Raw genomic sequence first — 14,872 nt, 5'->3', positions numbered from 1 at the left:
CACGCCGTCGCCTGCCGTCCGGCGCCGTGCCCGGCCGCCTGCGCGGAGGGCCGGGCACGGCGGTGGCTCAGTGCGCGTTCTGCGCGTGCTCGGCCTGCAGCTGGTTGTACTTCTGTGTGCCCGCGGCGATTCCGACCGGAAGGGCGACCGCGACACCGCCGACGCTCGCGCCGAGGCCACCCACCGCGACCACGCCGACCAGGCAGGCCGCGGCCATCGCGGGCACGGTCATGGTGCCGGCGGTGGCGACGGAGACGAGGGTGCCGCCGGTGGCGATCCCCAGGGGGCAGCCGACGGCCGCGCCGATCACCGAACCGGCCATCCCGCCGACCGCCATCGCCAGACCCATGTGCGGTGCCGCCGCGGCGACGGCCTGGTTGAGATCCGACATTTGGGTATCGGCGACCGAGCCGGGCTGTGCCGCAGTCGATTCCACGGCGCCGGCGACGGGCTGGGACGGCGCCGTCGGGCGAGCGGGATCGGCGGCCGCGGGAACCTCGATCGGAGTTCCGAGCAGTGTCCTGCCCGCACCGTCGCGAATGTCGAACTGTCCGGGGCGCACCGCCACCGCGCCGAGCGGAGTCTGCAGGGCCGCGGTTCCGGTGGTCGTGTCGTCCTGATAGCGGATGCCGGGGCCCAGGTCGGTGCTGGTCCACTCCGATTGCGGGGCAACGGGTGCGGGGGTGGAGGGTGCCGGAGCGACGACATCGGCCTGGGCGGCCCCGGCCGCCGCGACAACGGCGGTGGCGAGCAAGGTGGACACGGCGATGGTCCGGGTGGTGGTCTTCATGAATTCTTCCGCTCTGATCGGTGGGGAGTGTCGATTACCGCGCGTTGCTCTCGGCCGGCATCGACTGTGCGATCAGGCCTTTGGAATGGAGCGAGTTGTACTGGTCACCCACCGCGTTCGCCAAGCTCGGGCCGCCGGTGGCGATGCCGCCGGCCATGCCACCGAGGAATCCGAGCGTGCCCGCGCCGAGAATGCATCCGCCCACGATGCCGATCGGAGTCAGCACCGGCACCGGAATGGTCAGCGTGCCGCCGGTGATCGCGCCGAGCGGGCAGCCGACCGCCAGGCCCGCCGCCGTGCCCACGACCTGGCCGACCGTGGAGTCGTTGGCCCACGCACCGGCGATGGTGTCGAACGCGTTCAGATATTCCGTGGTCGGATCGACCGGTGTTCCGGCGGGGGCGGCGGGATCGGCCGGTGTGCCCTGGTCGCCCGCGACCGTGGCGGTCGCGGGCGACCCAGACTCAGCGAAGGCCGGAGCGGCGACGCCGACCGTGGCGGATGTGGCGAGAACCGCGATCGCGGCTGCGCGAATGACGTGACGCATGATTCTTCTTTCTCGATGCCTGATATCGCCCGTGCCCTCTCGGTTGGTGAACCGGGGGTTCTCACGAGCTGTCCGTACATTAGCCACCCGCGCTTCGCGCCGGCGCGGGGGCAGCCGGAGATGATCAGGCGGACAGACCTACATCGGCACCACGGTTTTCAGCCAGCCGGTCCGCCGGAGATCGAAGGCCTCGTAGGCATCGATCATCGACTGCGGTTCGGCGTGCTGGGTGATGAACCGGGTGGGATCGAGATCGCCACGTCCCACCTTGTCGAGCAGACCGGGCACGTAACGGTGGTGGTTGCAATTTCCGCCCTGCACGGTCAGATTGCGGTTCACGACGACCCCGAGGGGGAACCGGTCGAAGGTGGGCGGATACACGCCGATCACACCGACCGACCCGGCCTTCGCGACCGCCTGCACCGCCCAGCGCCCCGCCAGGCTCGGTGCGTCGCCGACCAGCCACTGACCGGAATCGATATTGCCTTCGGGTGCGGCGAGGCGGCGTTCTTCCTCGAAGACGTCGGTCTCGACCGGCAGGTGGTCTGCCGCCGGTCCCTGCTCGGGCCGTTGGGCGTCTACTCCGACCGCGTCGATGACGCGATCGGCGCCGATCCCGCCGGTCAGCTCGCGCGTCACCTCGACCGGATCCTCCCGGTGGAAGTCGATCGGTTCGGCGTTCTGGGCGCGTGCGGTTTCGAGCCGGTCGGCGATCCCGTCGACGACGAGCACCCGGCCCGCGCCCTGGCGAAAGGCCGAGGCGATCGCGCACTGCCCGACGACACCCGCGCCGAGGACCAGAACGGTGTCGCCCTCGCTGACCTGAGCGAGCCGGGCGCCGAACCAGCCGGTCGGCAACACGTCGGAGACCATGATCGCCTGGTCGTCGGAGACGCCCTCGGGCACCTTGACCAGGGTGTTGTTCGCATACGGGATGCGTGCGTACTCGGCCTGCAGGCCGTCGACCGGTCCCGTGGTCTCCGGTCCGCCGAAGAAGCTGGTGCCGGCCAGGGGGCCGTTCGGATTGGCCGTATCGCATTGGGCGGTATAGCCGCTGCGGCAGTAGGCACAGTGCCCGCACGACACCGTGGAGCACACGACCACGCGATCGCCCGGCGCGAATCCGCGTACCGCCGCACCGGTGTCGACGACCGTGCCGACGGCCTCGTGGCCGAGGACGGTGCCGGGCACCATGCCGGGCATCGTGCCGCGCACCAGATGCAGATCGGTACCGCAGATCGCGGACGAGGTGATCTGCACGATGGCGTCGGTGGGCTCTTGGATCTTCGGATCGTCGACGACGTCGAGACGGATATCGCCGACACCGTGCCAGACAACTGCTTTCACGTTCACTCCTCGATAGCGGGGTCGGATGTGGTGTTCGTGGCGGGCGCTGGGCCGGTCACTGGACGCCCTACCCCGCGGGCGGCGAGGTATTCCGGCGCGGCCGGTGGGAAAAGGTTCGATTCGCACTCGCCGGGTATGCGGTGAACAGGCGTCGTCGAGGCCCTCACTCAGCTGCTCGGACGACCACCCGGGACCGGTTCTCTGTTGAAAAGGAAGGTCGGTCCGCTTCAGGTGCAGGGATAGCGTGGCGAACGGGGCCGTATTCGAATCCGCTTGCAGGAGAGACGTTTCCGAGCCAAGGGAGCCGCAACCGGGCTCGGGGCCGCGGTCAGCTGACCTGCCGGTTCCGCGCGGTCGCCAGCGTCGCCCACACCACCTTGCCGGTCGGCCACCGCGGCGCGCATCCCCAGGCCGAGGCCAGCTCCGCCACGATGTGCAGGCCGTGCAGTCGGCGCCCGACGGAACCTGGTCCCGGTTCGCGGAGCACCGCTTCGCGGGGGTCGGGGTCGGCGACCGCGATGGTGAACAGATCTTCGCGATATTCCAGCCGCACGTCGATATCGGGCACGCCGGTGAAGTGGCCGTGCAGATCGGCGTTGTCGATGAATTCGGTGGCGATGATCTGCGCGGCCTCGCTGATCTCGGCGATGTCCCATTCGGCGCAGATGTCGTCGATGAGCCGGCGCGCTCGATGCCCGGTGACCGGGGAGAGCGTCATGGTCATGGCGGCCCGGCGGCGGATCGGCGGTTCGCCCGAGGCGGCGACGGCGGCGGCGACGCTCGGCTGCACCGCGAGGAACCGGCGGATCGCGCTGCGTCCGAGCCGGCGGCGTAGTTCGGTGTCCTCGGCGACGAGGAGAATCGGCACGCCCGGCCAGTTCGCGGTGCGCAGCCGGGCGCTGGTGAACGCGGTGAGGGCGGTTTCGGTGGCGATGGTCATGCGGTCGACGCGGACGATGACCGCGCGGGGCTGTTCGACGACGAACTTCACGAGGTCGTCGGTGAATCGGCGGTACGTCACCGCGTCGAGCGTGATATCGGGGTCGAGCACCACACAGCGATCGATTTCCGTCGGCTCCCAGCAGATGGGCGGAACGGTACTCATGGCGAATCGCATTCGAGTGCTCTCACCCCGGCAGCCGGGCCCGCGCGGTGATCGGCAGCCGCGGACGAGTGCGTCCTGCGCATACTCGGACCTTACCCGTGGGGGCGCCTCCGAAACTCGTCATTTTCGGGCGGCGCACTCTCCTCGCGGAGGACCGCGTAGTCGGCGAGCGTGTCGCAATCGCCCAGTTCGAGAGTGAATTCCACCGCCGCCGAGATCCGGTAGGGCCGGCTTTCGATCACCGAACCGAGAATGCGGCGCAGCCGCGACAGTTCCGCGCGGATCGCCACCGCGTGGTCGGGGTCGCCGTGGACCGCCGTGCTGAGTTCGGTGACCGACATGCCGCGGCGGCCGTGCCGGTGCAGGAGCAGCAGGATCTCCGCGTGCCGCTGGGAAAGGGGTGTGTACCAATCGGATTCGCCGCCGGTGCTGCGGACCACCGGTGCGCCGGACAGGTCGAGGGTCATGCGGATGCTGGTGTCGCCGGTCGTGGGACGCAGCAGCCAGCCCTCGGCCAGCGGTTCGGCGATGCACAGGCCCAGCCCCGGCGCCCCACCGCGTGTTCTCCGCCGAACATCTGGTGGCCGCACTGCACGGCTGGGTCTGCTACTGCGCGCCCGTGCACGGCGCCGACGGCCGCCGGCTCGGTTCCCTGGATCTGTCCTCGACCTGGGATCGCACCCATCCGCTGGCGATGGCGACCGTGCAATCGCTGGTGACCGCGATCGAGAATCGTCTGCGCACCCTCGCCCCGCCCGCGACCGGCCTGCGGCTGAGCTGTCTCGGCGCCGCACGCGCCACCCGGGACGGCACTCCGATTCGCCTGCGCCCCAGGCAGATCGAAATCCTCACCTTGCTCGCCCTCGAACCCGGCGGCTTCACCCCGGAACGCCTGCACTACGCGATCTACGGCGACCGCCCAGTGGTGTCGAGTACCCTCGAGGCGGACGTCTCACATCTGCGCCGCGCCACCGACGCGGCCATCGCCAACCGCGTCTACCGGCTGACCGCGCCGATTCGCTGCGACGCGGCCGATCTGCTCACCGCGCTGGACGCCGGAGATACCGATGCGGCGCTGCGGCTGTATCGCGGTCCGCTGCTTCCGGATTCGGAGACGCCCGGCATCGTGGAATGGCGGGAACATCTCGACGTCGCTGTCCGCACGGCGGTCCTGGCCGGTGGCGATGCCGGCCATGCGCTGGCGTTGGGCGAACGCATGCCGGACGATATCGAAATCCACGAGCGCGCACTGGAATTGCTACCCACCGGCGACGGCCGCCGAGCCGTCGCCACGGCCCGGCTGCACACCGCGCTGCGCAGCTAGGGGTCCGACTATCGGGTATCGGTGCTGAGCGCCAGCTCCGCGCCTGCTTCGATATCCGCGCGCAGCGCCTCCACCTTCGCCGTCGCGTAGGCGCGGGCATCGGAGCCGAGCAGTTGCCGCAGCGGTCCGTCGCCGCGGTCGACGAGCGCGAGGATCGCGGCTGCGCCGCGCACCGGATCACCGAGCTGGGTGCCCTGCATCGCGAGGTGCTCGCTGGTCATCCGCCGGATGGACTCGTAGCCGTCGGTGGTGGCAGCGGGCAGGGCCAGCGAATCGGTGGTGAGGAAATCGGTACGGAAGTAGCCCGGCTCCACCAGAGTGACCCGGATGCCGTGCTCGGCGACCTCGCCCGCCAGGGCTTCGGTCAGTCCCTCCAGCGCGAACTTGCCGGCCGAATAGAGGCCCCAGCCCGGCACCGTGGTGATGCCCAGCACCGAGGAGATGTTCACGACGTGTCCCCGAGCGCGGGTGCGCAGGTGCGGCAGCAGTGCCCGCAGCACGTTCCAGACGCCGAAGACCTGGATGTCGAACATGCGCCGGGCGTCGGCGTCGGACACTTCCTCGACTGCGGAGAGGTAGCCGTAGCCGGCATTGTTCACCACGACATCGACACTGCCGAAGCGGTCCAGCGTGTGCCGCCCGGCGGCGCTCACCTGGCTCTCGTCGGCGAGGTCGACGGTGAGCGGGAGCAGTCGGGCGATGTCGATGCCGTCGAGTGCGGCGAGCAGCCGCTCGGCCGAGCGGGTGGTGGCGGCGACGTTCTCGCCGCGGGCGAGCAACTGCTTCACCAGTTCCAGGCCCAGGCCGCGGGAGGCGCCGGTCACGAACCAGGTTGCGGGTGCGGTCATCGTTGCGTTCCTTCGGGTTTCGCGGACCTCCCTCCGAGGTCCGGTGATCCCAGTCTGGCCGCCGTATCCGCTGGTCGAGGCGGTATAACCGGCCCGCTTCGGCCTGGGACGGCGGAACGTAGGACGCGGCGACCCAGGCAGCGCGGGCGGGTTCCGGCGACACTGGACGTATGAGCGAGCCCAATCGGGAGCTGGCCGACTTCCTGCGCCGCGCCCGCGCCCAGATCGATCCCGCCCGCGCCGGGCTCCCCGCCGACAACCGCGTGCGCCGGGTCCCCGGCTTGCGCCGCGAGGAGGTCGCGCGGCTCGCGGGCGTGTCCGCCGACTACTACACCCGGCTCGAGCAGGGCCGGCGGATCACACCGTCGGTCGGCGTGGTGGACGCCATCGCCCGCGCGCTCGACCTCGACGCCGCGGGGCGCGAATACCTCGGGCAGCTGATCGGCCGTCCGAGCGGTATCGCCCGGCGCAGCGTGCCGGTGCAGCGCGTTCGCCCCGGCCTGTACCAGCTGCTCGACTCCCTCGACGCGGTGCCCGCTCTCGTCCTCGGCCGCCGGGCCGACGTGCTGGCGAGCAACTGGATGGCGCACGCCCTGTTCACCGACTTCGCCGCCCTGCCCGCCAGGGAGCGCAACTACGTGCGCTGGATGTTTCTGGGCAGCGAGCCGCGCGCGCTGTTCCTCGACTGGGAAACGCAGGCCCGTGCGGCGGTCGAGAGCCTGCGCCTCGATGTCGGCAACAACCCCGAGGATCGCGCCGGGCTCGCCCTGGTCGAGGAGCTGAGCGCCGCCGCCGGTGAATTTCGGCAATGGTGGGCCGAGCACCGGGTGCTGCAGCGGACGCACGGCTCCAAGCGGCTGCGTCACCCGGTGGCGGGCGAGCTCACGGTGGAGTACGAAACTCTCACGCTCCCTGGCGATTCCGACCAGACGCTGTACCTGTACACGACCGAGCCGGGCAGCCCGTCGCAGCAGGCGCTGCGCATGCTGGCCAGCTGGTCGGTGCCCGGTGGAACCGCGACTCTTCCCTGACGCGTGCCCGAGGCCGTTCGACAGAACGGGGGACGGGAACTAATTGCCCGAATACCGGCTTGCCAGCTGGTCGGCGGATCCGTGTTCGCTCGAATTGCCGTGCCCCAGTTCGACGTTCAGCTCCTCGGTGTCGGCGCCGACCACCACGGGAGTGTGCACGGGTGCGTAACCGCTCGCCACCACCGTGTAGGTGCCGTCGTGCAGGTCGGCGAAGGTGTAGGCGCCGTCGGGGCCGGTGACCATGGTGTCGACCACGGTGCCGTCCCAGTCGGTGAGGGTGACCAGGGCATCGGGCAGGGGGCGGCCGTCGCGTCCGCGCACCACGCCGTGCAGGCGGGCGCAGGGGCGCAGCGACACGTCGAGGCGCGGCGTCTCGCTGCCACCGGCTCGCACCGGGAGGGCGGCCGGGTGAAAGCCGTTGGCGCTCACCGCGATCGTGAAATCGCCTTCGGGCAGTTCCGCGAGGCCGAACGCGCCGTCGTCGGCGGTGGCCGCGGAGGCGAGTACCTCACCGCGCGCGTCGAGGGCCGACACCCGGGCACCCGGAATGGCGGTGCCGTCGTCATCGCGCGAGACGGTGCCGGTCAGTCCGGCCATCGCGGTGAGCACCACATCGCACGGCACCGGATGGTGCGCGAGCTGCACGGTGGAGGCGTCCGGACGGCGGCCGTCGATCGAGGCGATCAATACAAAGGAGCCGGGTTCGGGGGCGGTGAGTTCGAAGTAGCCCGCGGCATCCGTCAGCGACCGGCCGATCTGGCGGCCGGACATCGAGATCAGGGTCAGGACCGCATTCGGCAGCGCCACACCGCGGGAGTCGTGGACGCGACCGTAGGCGACCGGTCCGGACACCGCCGGTTCGCGCAGGGTCTGCCCGATGTCGTTGCGCTGCACCGCGTTCGCGCCGATCGCGGACGCGGGCTCGTCGACGTGCGCGGCCGGGTGCGAGCTGTGCTCGGCATCCATATCCACGGCGGCGGTGGCGGCGATCGCGGCCGTCCGGTGCCCCGGAATGAACGTCGCCACCAGTGCGCCGGCCACGGCCACACCGCATCCGATCAGCAGCGAGACCCGGAATCCGTTTTCGCTGGCCACGGCATGCCCGCCGAGCGAGATCGTCATCTGCGCCAGGACCGCGCCGACCACGGCCGCAGCGACCGAGGTGCCGATCGCGCGCACCAGCGTGTTGAAGCTGTTGGCGGCGGCCGTTTCCGACTGCGGCACCGCGGCCATCACCAGGGCCGGCATGGCGCCGTAGGCGAATCCCACGCCGGTGTTGATGATCAGCGTCACGATCAGCAGGCCCCAGGCGCTGCCCATCAACGCCATCGAGGACCCGTATCCGGCGGCGATGATGACGCAGCCGACGATCAGGGTGATCTTGGGCCCGCTGCGGGCGGAGAGTTTGGCGCCGATGGGGGAGACCAGCATCATCATGAGTCCGGCCGGTGCCATCCACAGGCCCATGGCCATCATCGATTGCCCGAGGCCGTATCCGGTGGCCTTGGGCAGCTGCAGCAGCTGCGGCACCACCAGCGACTGGGCGTACATCGCCATGCCGACGACCATCGAGGACGCATTGGTCAGCAGCACCTGCGGCCGCGCGGTGACCCGGAGGTCGACGAGGGGGTTGCGCGCGGCCAGCTCCCACCAGCCCCACAGCAGCAGGACGACGACGGCGGCGACGAACAAGCCGATGGTCAGGCCGCTGCCCCAGCCCCAGCTCGACCCCTTGGACACCGCGAGCAGCAAACACACCAGGCCCACGCCGAGGCCGAGGGCGCCGAGCACGTCGAACCGTCCGGTCGTGGCGGAACTCGGTGGGGCGGCGGGGATCAGGGTGAAGATCAGGACGCCGATCACCGCCGCGAGCGCGGCCATCGTCCAGAACAGCACTCGCCAGTCGGAGTACTGGATGACCGCGGCCGCCATCGGCAGACCCAGCGCGCCGCCGATACCGAGTGAGGAGCTGATGAGCGCGATACCCGATCCGAGGCGCTCGCGCGGCAGCAGATCGCGCAGCGCGGCGATACCGACGGGCACGATGCCGGCGCTCATACCCTGCAGGCCGCGCCCGACGATCATCGGCCACAGCGAGGAGGACACCGCGCAGATCACCGACCCGATCAGCAGCGGCACGGTGGAGCCGAGCAGCACCAGGCGTTTGCCGTAGAGGTCGCCCAGCCGTCCCGACACCGGTGTGGTGACCGCGGAGGCCAGCAGGCTCACGGTGACCACCCAGGTCGCATTGGCCGGGCTGGTGTGCAGGATCTGCGGCAGCTGGCCGAGTAACGGCACGACCACCGTCTGCGTCAGCGAGACGACGATGCCGGCGAATGCCAGCACCGCCAGTATCGCGCCGGAACGCCCGGCGGTTTGTGCTTTCTCCACGCCCTACTCCTCGAATGTCACGAGCCGACGTTTGCATAATACATATGAGGTGCATCATGCACATTTGATGAAACGCGACCTTTTCGCTTCTCGAATCGTTGTGCCGGGCACCGGTATCGACGGCCCGGTTTCGTGAGTTATCAACGACCGCGTCCGGAGGCGCGCTGCGCCGTCGCGGCCGACCGTATGGTGTGCGTGCGTCGGGGCGGTCGTTCATAAAGGGGCACAGTGATTTTCGGCGTGAGACGGAGACCTTTCCGGCGGATTGTCCAGGCGGTCGTACTCGGCGCCGGCATCGTCGTGGCCGACGCTGTCGGCGGCACGTCGGTGAGTTGCGCGCAGGTGCCGTCAGCCGGGGATATCGTGGTGCCCAGCGGGTATCTCGAACCCGATCTCGGCTCCAGTCACTACCGCCCCGGAACGGGGCTGGTCGATCTGTTGTGGAGGTTGCTGTGAAACGAGCCCGGACGCTGCTGCTCGTCGTGCTCGCGGCATGTGCCCTGCTGGTGTCGATGACGGTTCGCCTGCCGGCGAGTCGCGCGGACGACGGCCCGGCGCCCACGGACTCGACCGAATGGCAGCAGTGGATCGATCGTTCGATTCCGGCGCCGAACCTGCCACCCGCGCCGTCGCCGCCCAATGCCCAGCTGCGGCCCGAACTCGCCGCACTGTGGCGGGCGGTGTTGTCGCCGCCGGCCGGCGATCCGCTGTTCGATCAGTGGCCGGCCGGGCTCGACGCCATGCGTCCCGGCGATCCGATCGAGGTGCGCGATGTGACGGCCACGGCCGCGCCGCTGGCCGTGGTGCCGATCGCCCGCGCACTGCAGCTGAAATTCCGCTCCACCGGCGCAACCGGTGCGCCCTCGTTCGGCACGGCGACCCTGCTGATTCCCGCCGCGAACTGGACCGGTCCCGGACAGCGACCGCTGCTGGTGAACGCCATCCCGATCAATTCGCTCGGGCTGCGCTGCACCCCCGGGTATGCCCTGGCGCACGGATTGCATCCCAAATTCAGTGCGGGTGATCTCTTCCCGCCGACCACGTGGTGGGCCCTCTCGCACGGCTACGGAGTGCTCGTTCCCGACCACGAGGGTCCGTGGATGGCCTATGCCGAACCGCATGTCGCGGGTCACGTGATCCTCGACGCGATGCGCGCGGTGCGGACGGTCGAACCGAAGACGCTGGGGGACAGCAAGTTCGCGATCGGCGGTTACTCCGGCGGCGCGATCGCGGCCTATGCGGCGGATATGCTGCTCGGCGAGTACGCGCCCGAGTTGGCGGGGTCGATCGTCGGGGTGTCGGTCGGCGGCCTGGCGACCGACTACAGCGAGGTGGCCCGTCACTTCAACGGCAATATCGCGTCGGGCATTCTGATGGTCGTCGCGCTGGCCTTCGCTCGTGAGCATCCGGAACTGCTGGATCAGCTGAACCATCTGGGGGAGTGGCTGGCCACCTCCCCGGTGAAGGACACCTGCGGCGACAGCAACGGACCGCTCGGCGTGACCGGTGTGCCGATCGAGCTGGCGACCGACACCGCCCATCCGCTCGACACCGACGCGGCCCGCGCCCTGTTCGCCGCCACCGACCTGCGCGACCGGAAATCCGCTGCGCCGCTGTACATCTACCACGGCATACTCGACATCTGGATTCCCGAGGTCGAGTCGACCGATCTGTTCCGCGCGCAGTGCGCTCGTGGCGTGCCCGCCGTATTCCGCAACGTGCTGGGCGAGCATTCCATCACCCTGATGGCCGGATTCCCGGGCGCGATCGACTGGCTCGACCAGCGACTGCGCGGCCTGCCCGCGCCGAACGAATGCCCGGCGCGCTGAAAAACGAAGCAGCGCAACAGTTTCGGCGTCAGTTCGCCGCGGGCGATCCGGGGCGCGGCAGCCCGAAGTGGTCGCGCAGCGTAGTGCCGGTGTATTCGGTGCGAAACAGCCCGCGGCTGCGCAGAATCGGCACCACCGTGCCGGTGAACACCTCGAGTCCGCCCGGATAGTAGGGCGGCATGACGTTGAATCCGTCGGCGGCGCCGTGGCGGAACCAGTCCTCGATGGTGTCGGCGACCTGTTCGGGCGTGCCCGCGAAGACGCGGTGCCCGCGTGCGCCCGCGAGCCGGTGCAACAGTCCGCGCAGTGTGGGCCGATCGCGGGTGACGATGCCCGCGATCACCTGCCGGCGGCTGGCCGCGTTGTCGGTGACATCGCCCGCGCCGGCGAACAATTCGACGGGCACCGGTTCGTCGAGAGCCAGATTCCGCAGCGATTGCCCGGCCAGGCTTTCCAACTGCCCGAGGCCGTATTCGGGCACGGTCAGCTCGTTGAATTCGCGTTGCAGCTGTTTCGCCTGCGCTTCGGTATCGGCGATGAACGGGCTGATACCCGGCAGGATCTTCACATGCTCGGGGTCGCGGCCGAACTCGCGCGCCCGGCGTTTGATGTCGGCGTAGAACGTCTGGGCGTCCTCGAGTCGCTGGTGGGCGGTGAAAATGGCCTCGGCGTAGCGGGCCGCGAAGGCTCGTCCGTCGTTGGAGGCGCCGGCCTGCACCAGCACCGGATGGCCCTGCGGAGTGCGCGCGGCGTTGAAGGGTCCGCGTACGCGCAGATAGTCGCCGCGGAAATCGATGCGATGGATCTTGCCGGGATCGGCGTAGATGCCGGCGGCCCGGTCGAGCAGCACCGCGTCGTCGTCCCAGCTGTTCCACAATCCGACGACCGCGTCGACGAATTCGCGTGCCCGCGCGTAACGTTCGGTGTGATCGGGGTGGCGGTCCAGGCCGAAATTGGCGGCGGCGAGATCGGTTCCGGTGGTGACGATATTCCATCCGGCGCGCCCGCCCGAGATGTGATCCAGCGAGGAGAACAGCCGCGCCAGATTGTAGGGCTCGTAATACGTCGTCGACGCGGTCGCGATCAGGCCCAGGTGGGTGGTGGCCGAGGCGATCGCGGTGAGCAGCGTGATCGGTTCCAGGCCGGGCGCGGCGTTGTAGCGCACGTCGGTACGCAGCGCGGGCCCGTCGGCGAAGAACACCGCATCGAGCGTGGCGGCCTCGGCGGTGCGGCCGATCTCCTGGTAGTAGGTCACGTCGTAGATGCGATCGGGGCGGCTGTCGGGATGCCGCCACGCGGCCTCGTGATGGCCCGCGGGATAGATGAAGGCGTTCAGATGCAGTTGCCGTTCACTCATACGAGCACACCCGTCCGATAGTCGCGATGATCCCGGTCTCCGGACCGGGCGACGGCAGTCAACCAAACGCCTGCGGTCGCGTAAACGGTTTGTGCGACGCGTGATTCGAACTCGGCCGACGTCCGCGGCCGCTCCACAGAATCCTGCTGATCGTAAGGATTCTCCGTGGCCGGGGCACCGGCGAAGATTTCTGTCGGGCATGTGTCGGCAACGGTTTCGGCCCCGTTTTCGAAGGAGTACGACGATGAGCGAGGCATGGCAGATCGATGCCGATGTGCTGGTGATCGGCGGCGGACCGGCCGCCTGCTGGGCCGCGATCCACGCCCGTGAGGCGGGAGCCGAGGTGGTGCTGGTCGACAAGGGGTACTGCGGCACCAGCGGCGCGACCGCACCCGCGGGGACCGGTGTCTGGTACGTGGCGCCGGATCCGGCGGCCCGGGCGGCGGCCAAGGCCAGTCGCGAGGAATTGGGCGGCTTCCTCGCCGACCACCACTGGATGGACCGCGTGCTCGATCAGACCTACGCGAATATGCATCGGTTGGGCGAGGAAGGCCGGTACCCGTTCCCGGTCGACCCGCACACCGGCAACCCGATTCGCACCGGCGTGCAGGGCCCGGAATACATGCGCCGCATGCGGGCCTGGGTGCGGCGGCTGGGCGTGCGGATCGTCGACCACGCCCCGGCCCTGGAACTACTGGTCGACCGGGAAGGCACGGTCCGCGGCGCGGCGGGTTACCTGCTGCGCGAGCATCGGGACTACCGCGTGCACGCCGGCGCGGTGGTCCTGGCCACCGGCGGCTGCGCCTTCCTCTCGCGCGCGCTGGGCACCAACGTCGACACCGGTGACGGCGCGCTGATGGCCGCGGAGGTGGGCGCACGATTCTCCGGGATGGAGTTCTCCAACGCCTACGGCATCGCCGCGAAGGGCGCGACCGTCACCAAGACCGCCTATTACCGATACGCCACCTTCTTCCACGAGGACGGCAGCATTCTGGAGGGCGCCGGATCGGTGCAGGGACGGTCGGTCATCGCGCGAACTCTGTTGCAGGAGAGGGTATTCGCGCAACTGGATCGAGCGGACCCAACCACGCGGGAGCAGATGCGGCGCGGACAGCCGAACTTTTTCCTCCAATTCGACCGCCACGGGATCGACCCGTTCACCCAGCGCTTCGAGGTGGATCTGCTGGCCGAGGGAACGGTACGGGGAACCGGCGGGATCGAGGTGATCGGCGACGAGTGCGCGACCTCGGTGAGCGGGCTGTATGCCGCGGGCGACGCGGCCACCCGCGAACGCATCTGTGGCGGATTCACCGGGGGCGGCAGTCACAATGCGGCATGGGCGATGTCGTCGGGCAGCTGGGCCGGGCGGGGTGCGGCGCGTTTCGCGCAGCGAGGTGGCCGTCCGGACGGTCTGACCCGCGCAGGGCGAACCGGGTTGCGGCCCACGGGATCCGGACGCATCGGTGCGGACGAGGTGCTCGCCGCGGCACGCGCCGAACTGCTGCCGGTCGAGAAGAACTATCTGCGCCACGGCGATCGGGTCCGTCCGGCACTGGTCGCCCTGGACGCCGTGTGGGCGGAGGCCGCCGCGGGGCTGCGGGCCACCGGCGCCGAGCGGGTGCGGGCGCGCCAGGCCGCCGCGATCACCGCGGTCGGGCGGCTTATGTACCGATCGGCGTTGGCACGCACGGAATCTCGTGGCATGAGCAAGTGGGCCGACCATCCGGCGCTGGATCCCGCGCAGCACCACCACATCCTCAGCGGCGGCCTCGACGAGGTGTGGACGGTGGCGGCGGCGTTGCGGTCGGCCGACGTCTCCGCGGTCGCGGCGGTGGCCTGATGATCGAACTGGTTCACGCCCCGGCCTGCATCGCCTGCGACAAATGCGTCGACGTCTGCCCGACGAACGTCTTCGATCGTGGCAGCGACGGAATCCCCGTCATCGCACGGCAATCGGACTGCCAGACGTGCTTCATGTGTGAGGCGTACTGCCCGACCGACGCACTGTACGTGGACCCGCAGTCCACGCCGCTGCCGTCGCAACACGAGCTGCCGCGGGAGCACATCGGCGCGTACCGGCGCGAGATCGGCTGGGGGAAGGGGCGCCGGCCGGGCAGTCTCACGGCGGTGGGCCCGGAACTTCCGCCCGGCCCGGCGCCGCGACCCTCGGCACCGTGACCCGGTCTGCGACGGCCGACATCGCTCGCCGGGTGTGAACGGCTCTTGCGCGGATTCATGAAACAACGTGGCTCGCAACGTAATTCCCGGTCGGTCCGAAATGATCCGGCTGAATGCAACCGGTG

14 protein-coding genes and 1 pseudogene are annotated in these 14,872 nt (G+C 69.9%); 6 read left to right on the top strand and 9 right to left on the bottom strand.

Annotation, left to right across the window (positions count from 1 at the left end; translation table 11 throughout):
- Positions 1 to 67 precede the first annotated feature (67 nt).
- From NN2_RS06345 to NN2_RS06325, 5 genes are all read right to left on the bottom strand, one after another.
- A complete protein-coding gene (locus tag NN2_RS06345) occupies positions 68 to 790 on the bottom strand; it encodes a hypothetical protein (RefSeq protein ID WP_063011263.1) in 723 nt (240 codons plus the stop codon).
- A gap of 34 nt (positions 791 to 824) precedes the next feature.
- Positions 825 to 1,337: a hypothetical protein gene (locus tag NN2_RS06340; RefSeq protein WP_063011261.1), complete on the bottom strand. Its 513-nt coding sequence runs from the start codon at positions 1,335 to 1,337 to the stop codon at positions 825 to 827.
- 138 nt (positions 1,338 to 1,475) lie between these two features.
- A complete protein-coding gene (locus NN2_RS06335) occupies positions 1,476 to 2,684 on the bottom strand; it encodes an alcohol dehydrogenase catalytic domain-containing protein (protein WP_063011342.1) in 1,209 nt (402 codons plus the stop codon).
- Between the two features lie 328 nt (positions 2,685 to 3,012).
- Positions 3,013 to 3,789: an ATP-binding protein gene (locus NN2_RS06330; protein WP_063011259.1), complete on the bottom strand. Its 777-nt coding sequence runs from the start codon at positions 3,787 to 3,789 to the stop codon at positions 3,013 to 3,015.
- Positions 3,790 to 3,881: 92 nt separating this feature from the next.
- Positions 3,882 to 4,379, bottom strand: a complete 498-nt coding sequence (locus NN2_RS06325; RefSeq protein ID WP_169812379.1) for a hypothetical protein — start codon at positions 4,377 to 4,379, stop codon at positions 3,882 to 3,884.
- Between NN2_RS06325 and NN2_RS06320 the strand changes: the two genes are divergently transcribed.
- Positions 4,370 to 5,113 carry an AfsR/SARP family transcriptional regulator gene (locus NN2_RS06320; RefSeq protein ID WP_174554948.1) on the top strand — a complete coding sequence of 248 codons (744 nt, stop codon included), beginning with the start codon at positions 4,370 to 4,372 and terminating at the stop codon, positions 5,111 to 5,113. The two genes, NN2_RS06325 and NN2_RS06320, sit on opposite strands and share 10 nt — an antisense overlap.
- 8 nt (positions 5,114 to 5,121) lie before the next feature.
- Here the strand turns inward: NN2_RS06320 and NN2_RS06315 are convergent, their stop codons facing one another.
- A complete protein-coding gene (locus tag NN2_RS06315; protein WP_063011256.1) occupies positions 5,122 to 5,961 on the bottom strand; it encodes an SDR family NAD(P)-dependent oxidoreductase in 840 nt (279 codons plus the stop codon).
- 170 nt (positions 5,962 to 6,131) lie between these two features.
- Here NN2_RS06315 and NN2_RS06310 point away from each other — a divergent pair, with 170 nt between their 5' ends.
- A complete protein-coding gene (locus tag NN2_RS06310) occupies positions 6,132 to 6,992 on the top strand; it encodes a helix-turn-helix transcriptional regulator (RefSeq protein WP_063011254.1) in 861 nt (286 codons plus the stop codon).
- A gap of 39 nt (positions 6,993 to 7,031) precedes the next feature.
- Here the strand turns inward: NN2_RS06310 and NN2_RS38425 are convergent, their stop codons facing one another.
- Together NN2_RS38425 and NN2_RS38420 are read right to left on the bottom strand one after the other, a co-directional pair.
- Positions 7,032 to 7,958: an MSCRAMM family protein gene (locus tag NN2_RS38425; protein WP_227462816.1), complete on the bottom strand. Its 927-nt coding sequence runs from the start codon at positions 7,956 to 7,958 to the stop codon at positions 7,032 to 7,034.
- 18 nt (positions 7,959 to 7,976) lie between these two features.
- Positions 7,977 to 9,383: pseudogene (locus tag NN2_RS38420) on the bottom strand (MFS transporter); the annotation flags it as partial.
- A 240-nt stretch (positions 9,384 to 9,623) separates the two neighbouring features.
- On the opposite strand from NN2_RS38420, the gene NN2_RS06300 reads away from it, so the two are divergent.
- Together NN2_RS06300 and NN2_RS06295 are read left to right on the top strand one after the other, a co-directional pair.
- Positions 9,624 to 9,839, top strand: a complete 216-nt coding sequence (locus tag NN2_RS06300; protein ID WP_156511231.1) for a hypothetical protein — start codon at positions 9,624 to 9,626, stop codon at positions 9,837 to 9,839.
- Positions 9,836 to 11,212 carry a lipase family protein gene (locus NN2_RS06295; protein ID WP_231509199.1) on the top strand — a complete coding sequence of 459 codons (1,377 nt, stop codon included), beginning with the start codon at positions 9,836 to 9,838 and terminating at the stop codon, positions 11,210 to 11,212. The genes NN2_RS06300 and NN2_RS06295 overlap by 4 nt, the downstream gene beginning before the upstream one ends.
- 28 nt (positions 11,213 to 11,240) lie before the next feature.
- Here NN2_RS06295 and NN2_RS06290 read toward each other — a convergent pair whose 3' ends face one another.
- A complete protein-coding gene (locus tag NN2_RS06290) occupies positions 11,241 to 12,569 on the bottom strand; it encodes an LLM class flavin-dependent oxidoreductase (RefSeq protein WP_063011248.1) in 1,329 nt (442 codons plus the stop codon).
- 244 nt (positions 12,570 to 12,813) lie between these two features.
- Between NN2_RS06290 and NN2_RS06285 the strand changes: the two genes are divergently transcribed.
- Both NN2_RS06285 and NN2_RS06280 read left to right on the top strand, forming a co-directional pair.
- Positions 12,814 to 14,409 carry an FAD-dependent oxidoreductase gene (locus tag NN2_RS06285; RefSeq protein WP_063011246.1) on the top strand — a complete coding sequence of 532 codons (1,596 nt, stop codon included), beginning with the start codon at positions 12,814 to 12,816 and terminating at the stop codon, positions 14,407 to 14,409.
- Positions 14,409 to 14,747, top strand: coding sequence for a 4Fe-4S dicluster domain-containing protein (locus NN2_RS06280; RefSeq protein WP_063011340.1), 339 nt, complete (start codon positions 14,409 to 14,411; stop codon positions 14,745 to 14,747). Before NN2_RS06285 ends, NN2_RS06280 begins: the two co-directional genes overlap by 1 nt.
- Positions 14,748 to 14,872 lie beyond the last annotated feature (125 nt).

It is taken from the genome of Nocardia nova NBRC 15556 (assembly GCF_001613005.1).
GTDB classification, from domain to species: domain Bacteria; phylum Actinomycetota; class Actinomycetes; order Mycobacteriales; family Mycobacteriaceae; genus Nocardia; species Nocardia nova.
Note: the sequence above shows the minus strand (reverse complement) of the source record. Positions and strands in the feature narration are given on the sequence as shown.

Coding starts and splice junctions, on each gene's coding strand:
- NN2_RS06315 (WP_063011256.1), bottom strand. CDS start 5,961: ATGACCGCACCCGCAACCTGGTTCGTGACCGGCGCCTCCCGCGGCCTG.
- NN2_RS38425 (WP_227462816.1), bottom strand. CDS start 7,958: ATGGATGCCGAGCACAGCTCGCACCCGGCCGCGCACGTCGACGAGCCC.
- NN2_RS06285 (WP_063011246.1), top strand. CDS start 12,814: ATGAGCGAGGCATGGCAGATCGATGCCGATGTGCTGGTGATCGGCGGC.
- NN2_RS06330 (WP_063011259.1), bottom strand. CDS start 3,789: ATGAGTACCGTTCCGCCCATCTGCTGGGAGCCGACGGAAATCGATCGC.
- NN2_RS06345 (WP_063011263.1), bottom strand. CDS start 790: ATGAAGACCACCACCCGGACCATCGCCGTGTCCACCTTGCTCGCCACC.
- NN2_RS06340 (WP_063011261.1), bottom strand. CDS start 1,337: ATGCGTCACGTCATTCGCGCAGCCGCGATCGCGGTTCTCGCCACATCC.
- NN2_RS06310 (WP_063011254.1), top strand. CDS start 6,132: ATGAGCGAGCCCAATCGGGAGCTGGCCGACTTCCTGCGCCGCGCCCGC.
- NN2_RS06290 (WP_063011248.1), bottom strand. CDS start 12,569: ATGAGTGAACGGCAACTGCATCTGAACGCCTTCATCTATCCCGCGGGC.
- NN2_RS06280 (WP_063011340.1), top strand. CDS start 14,409: ATGATCGAACTGGTTCACGCCCCGGCCTGCATCGCCTGCGACAAATGC.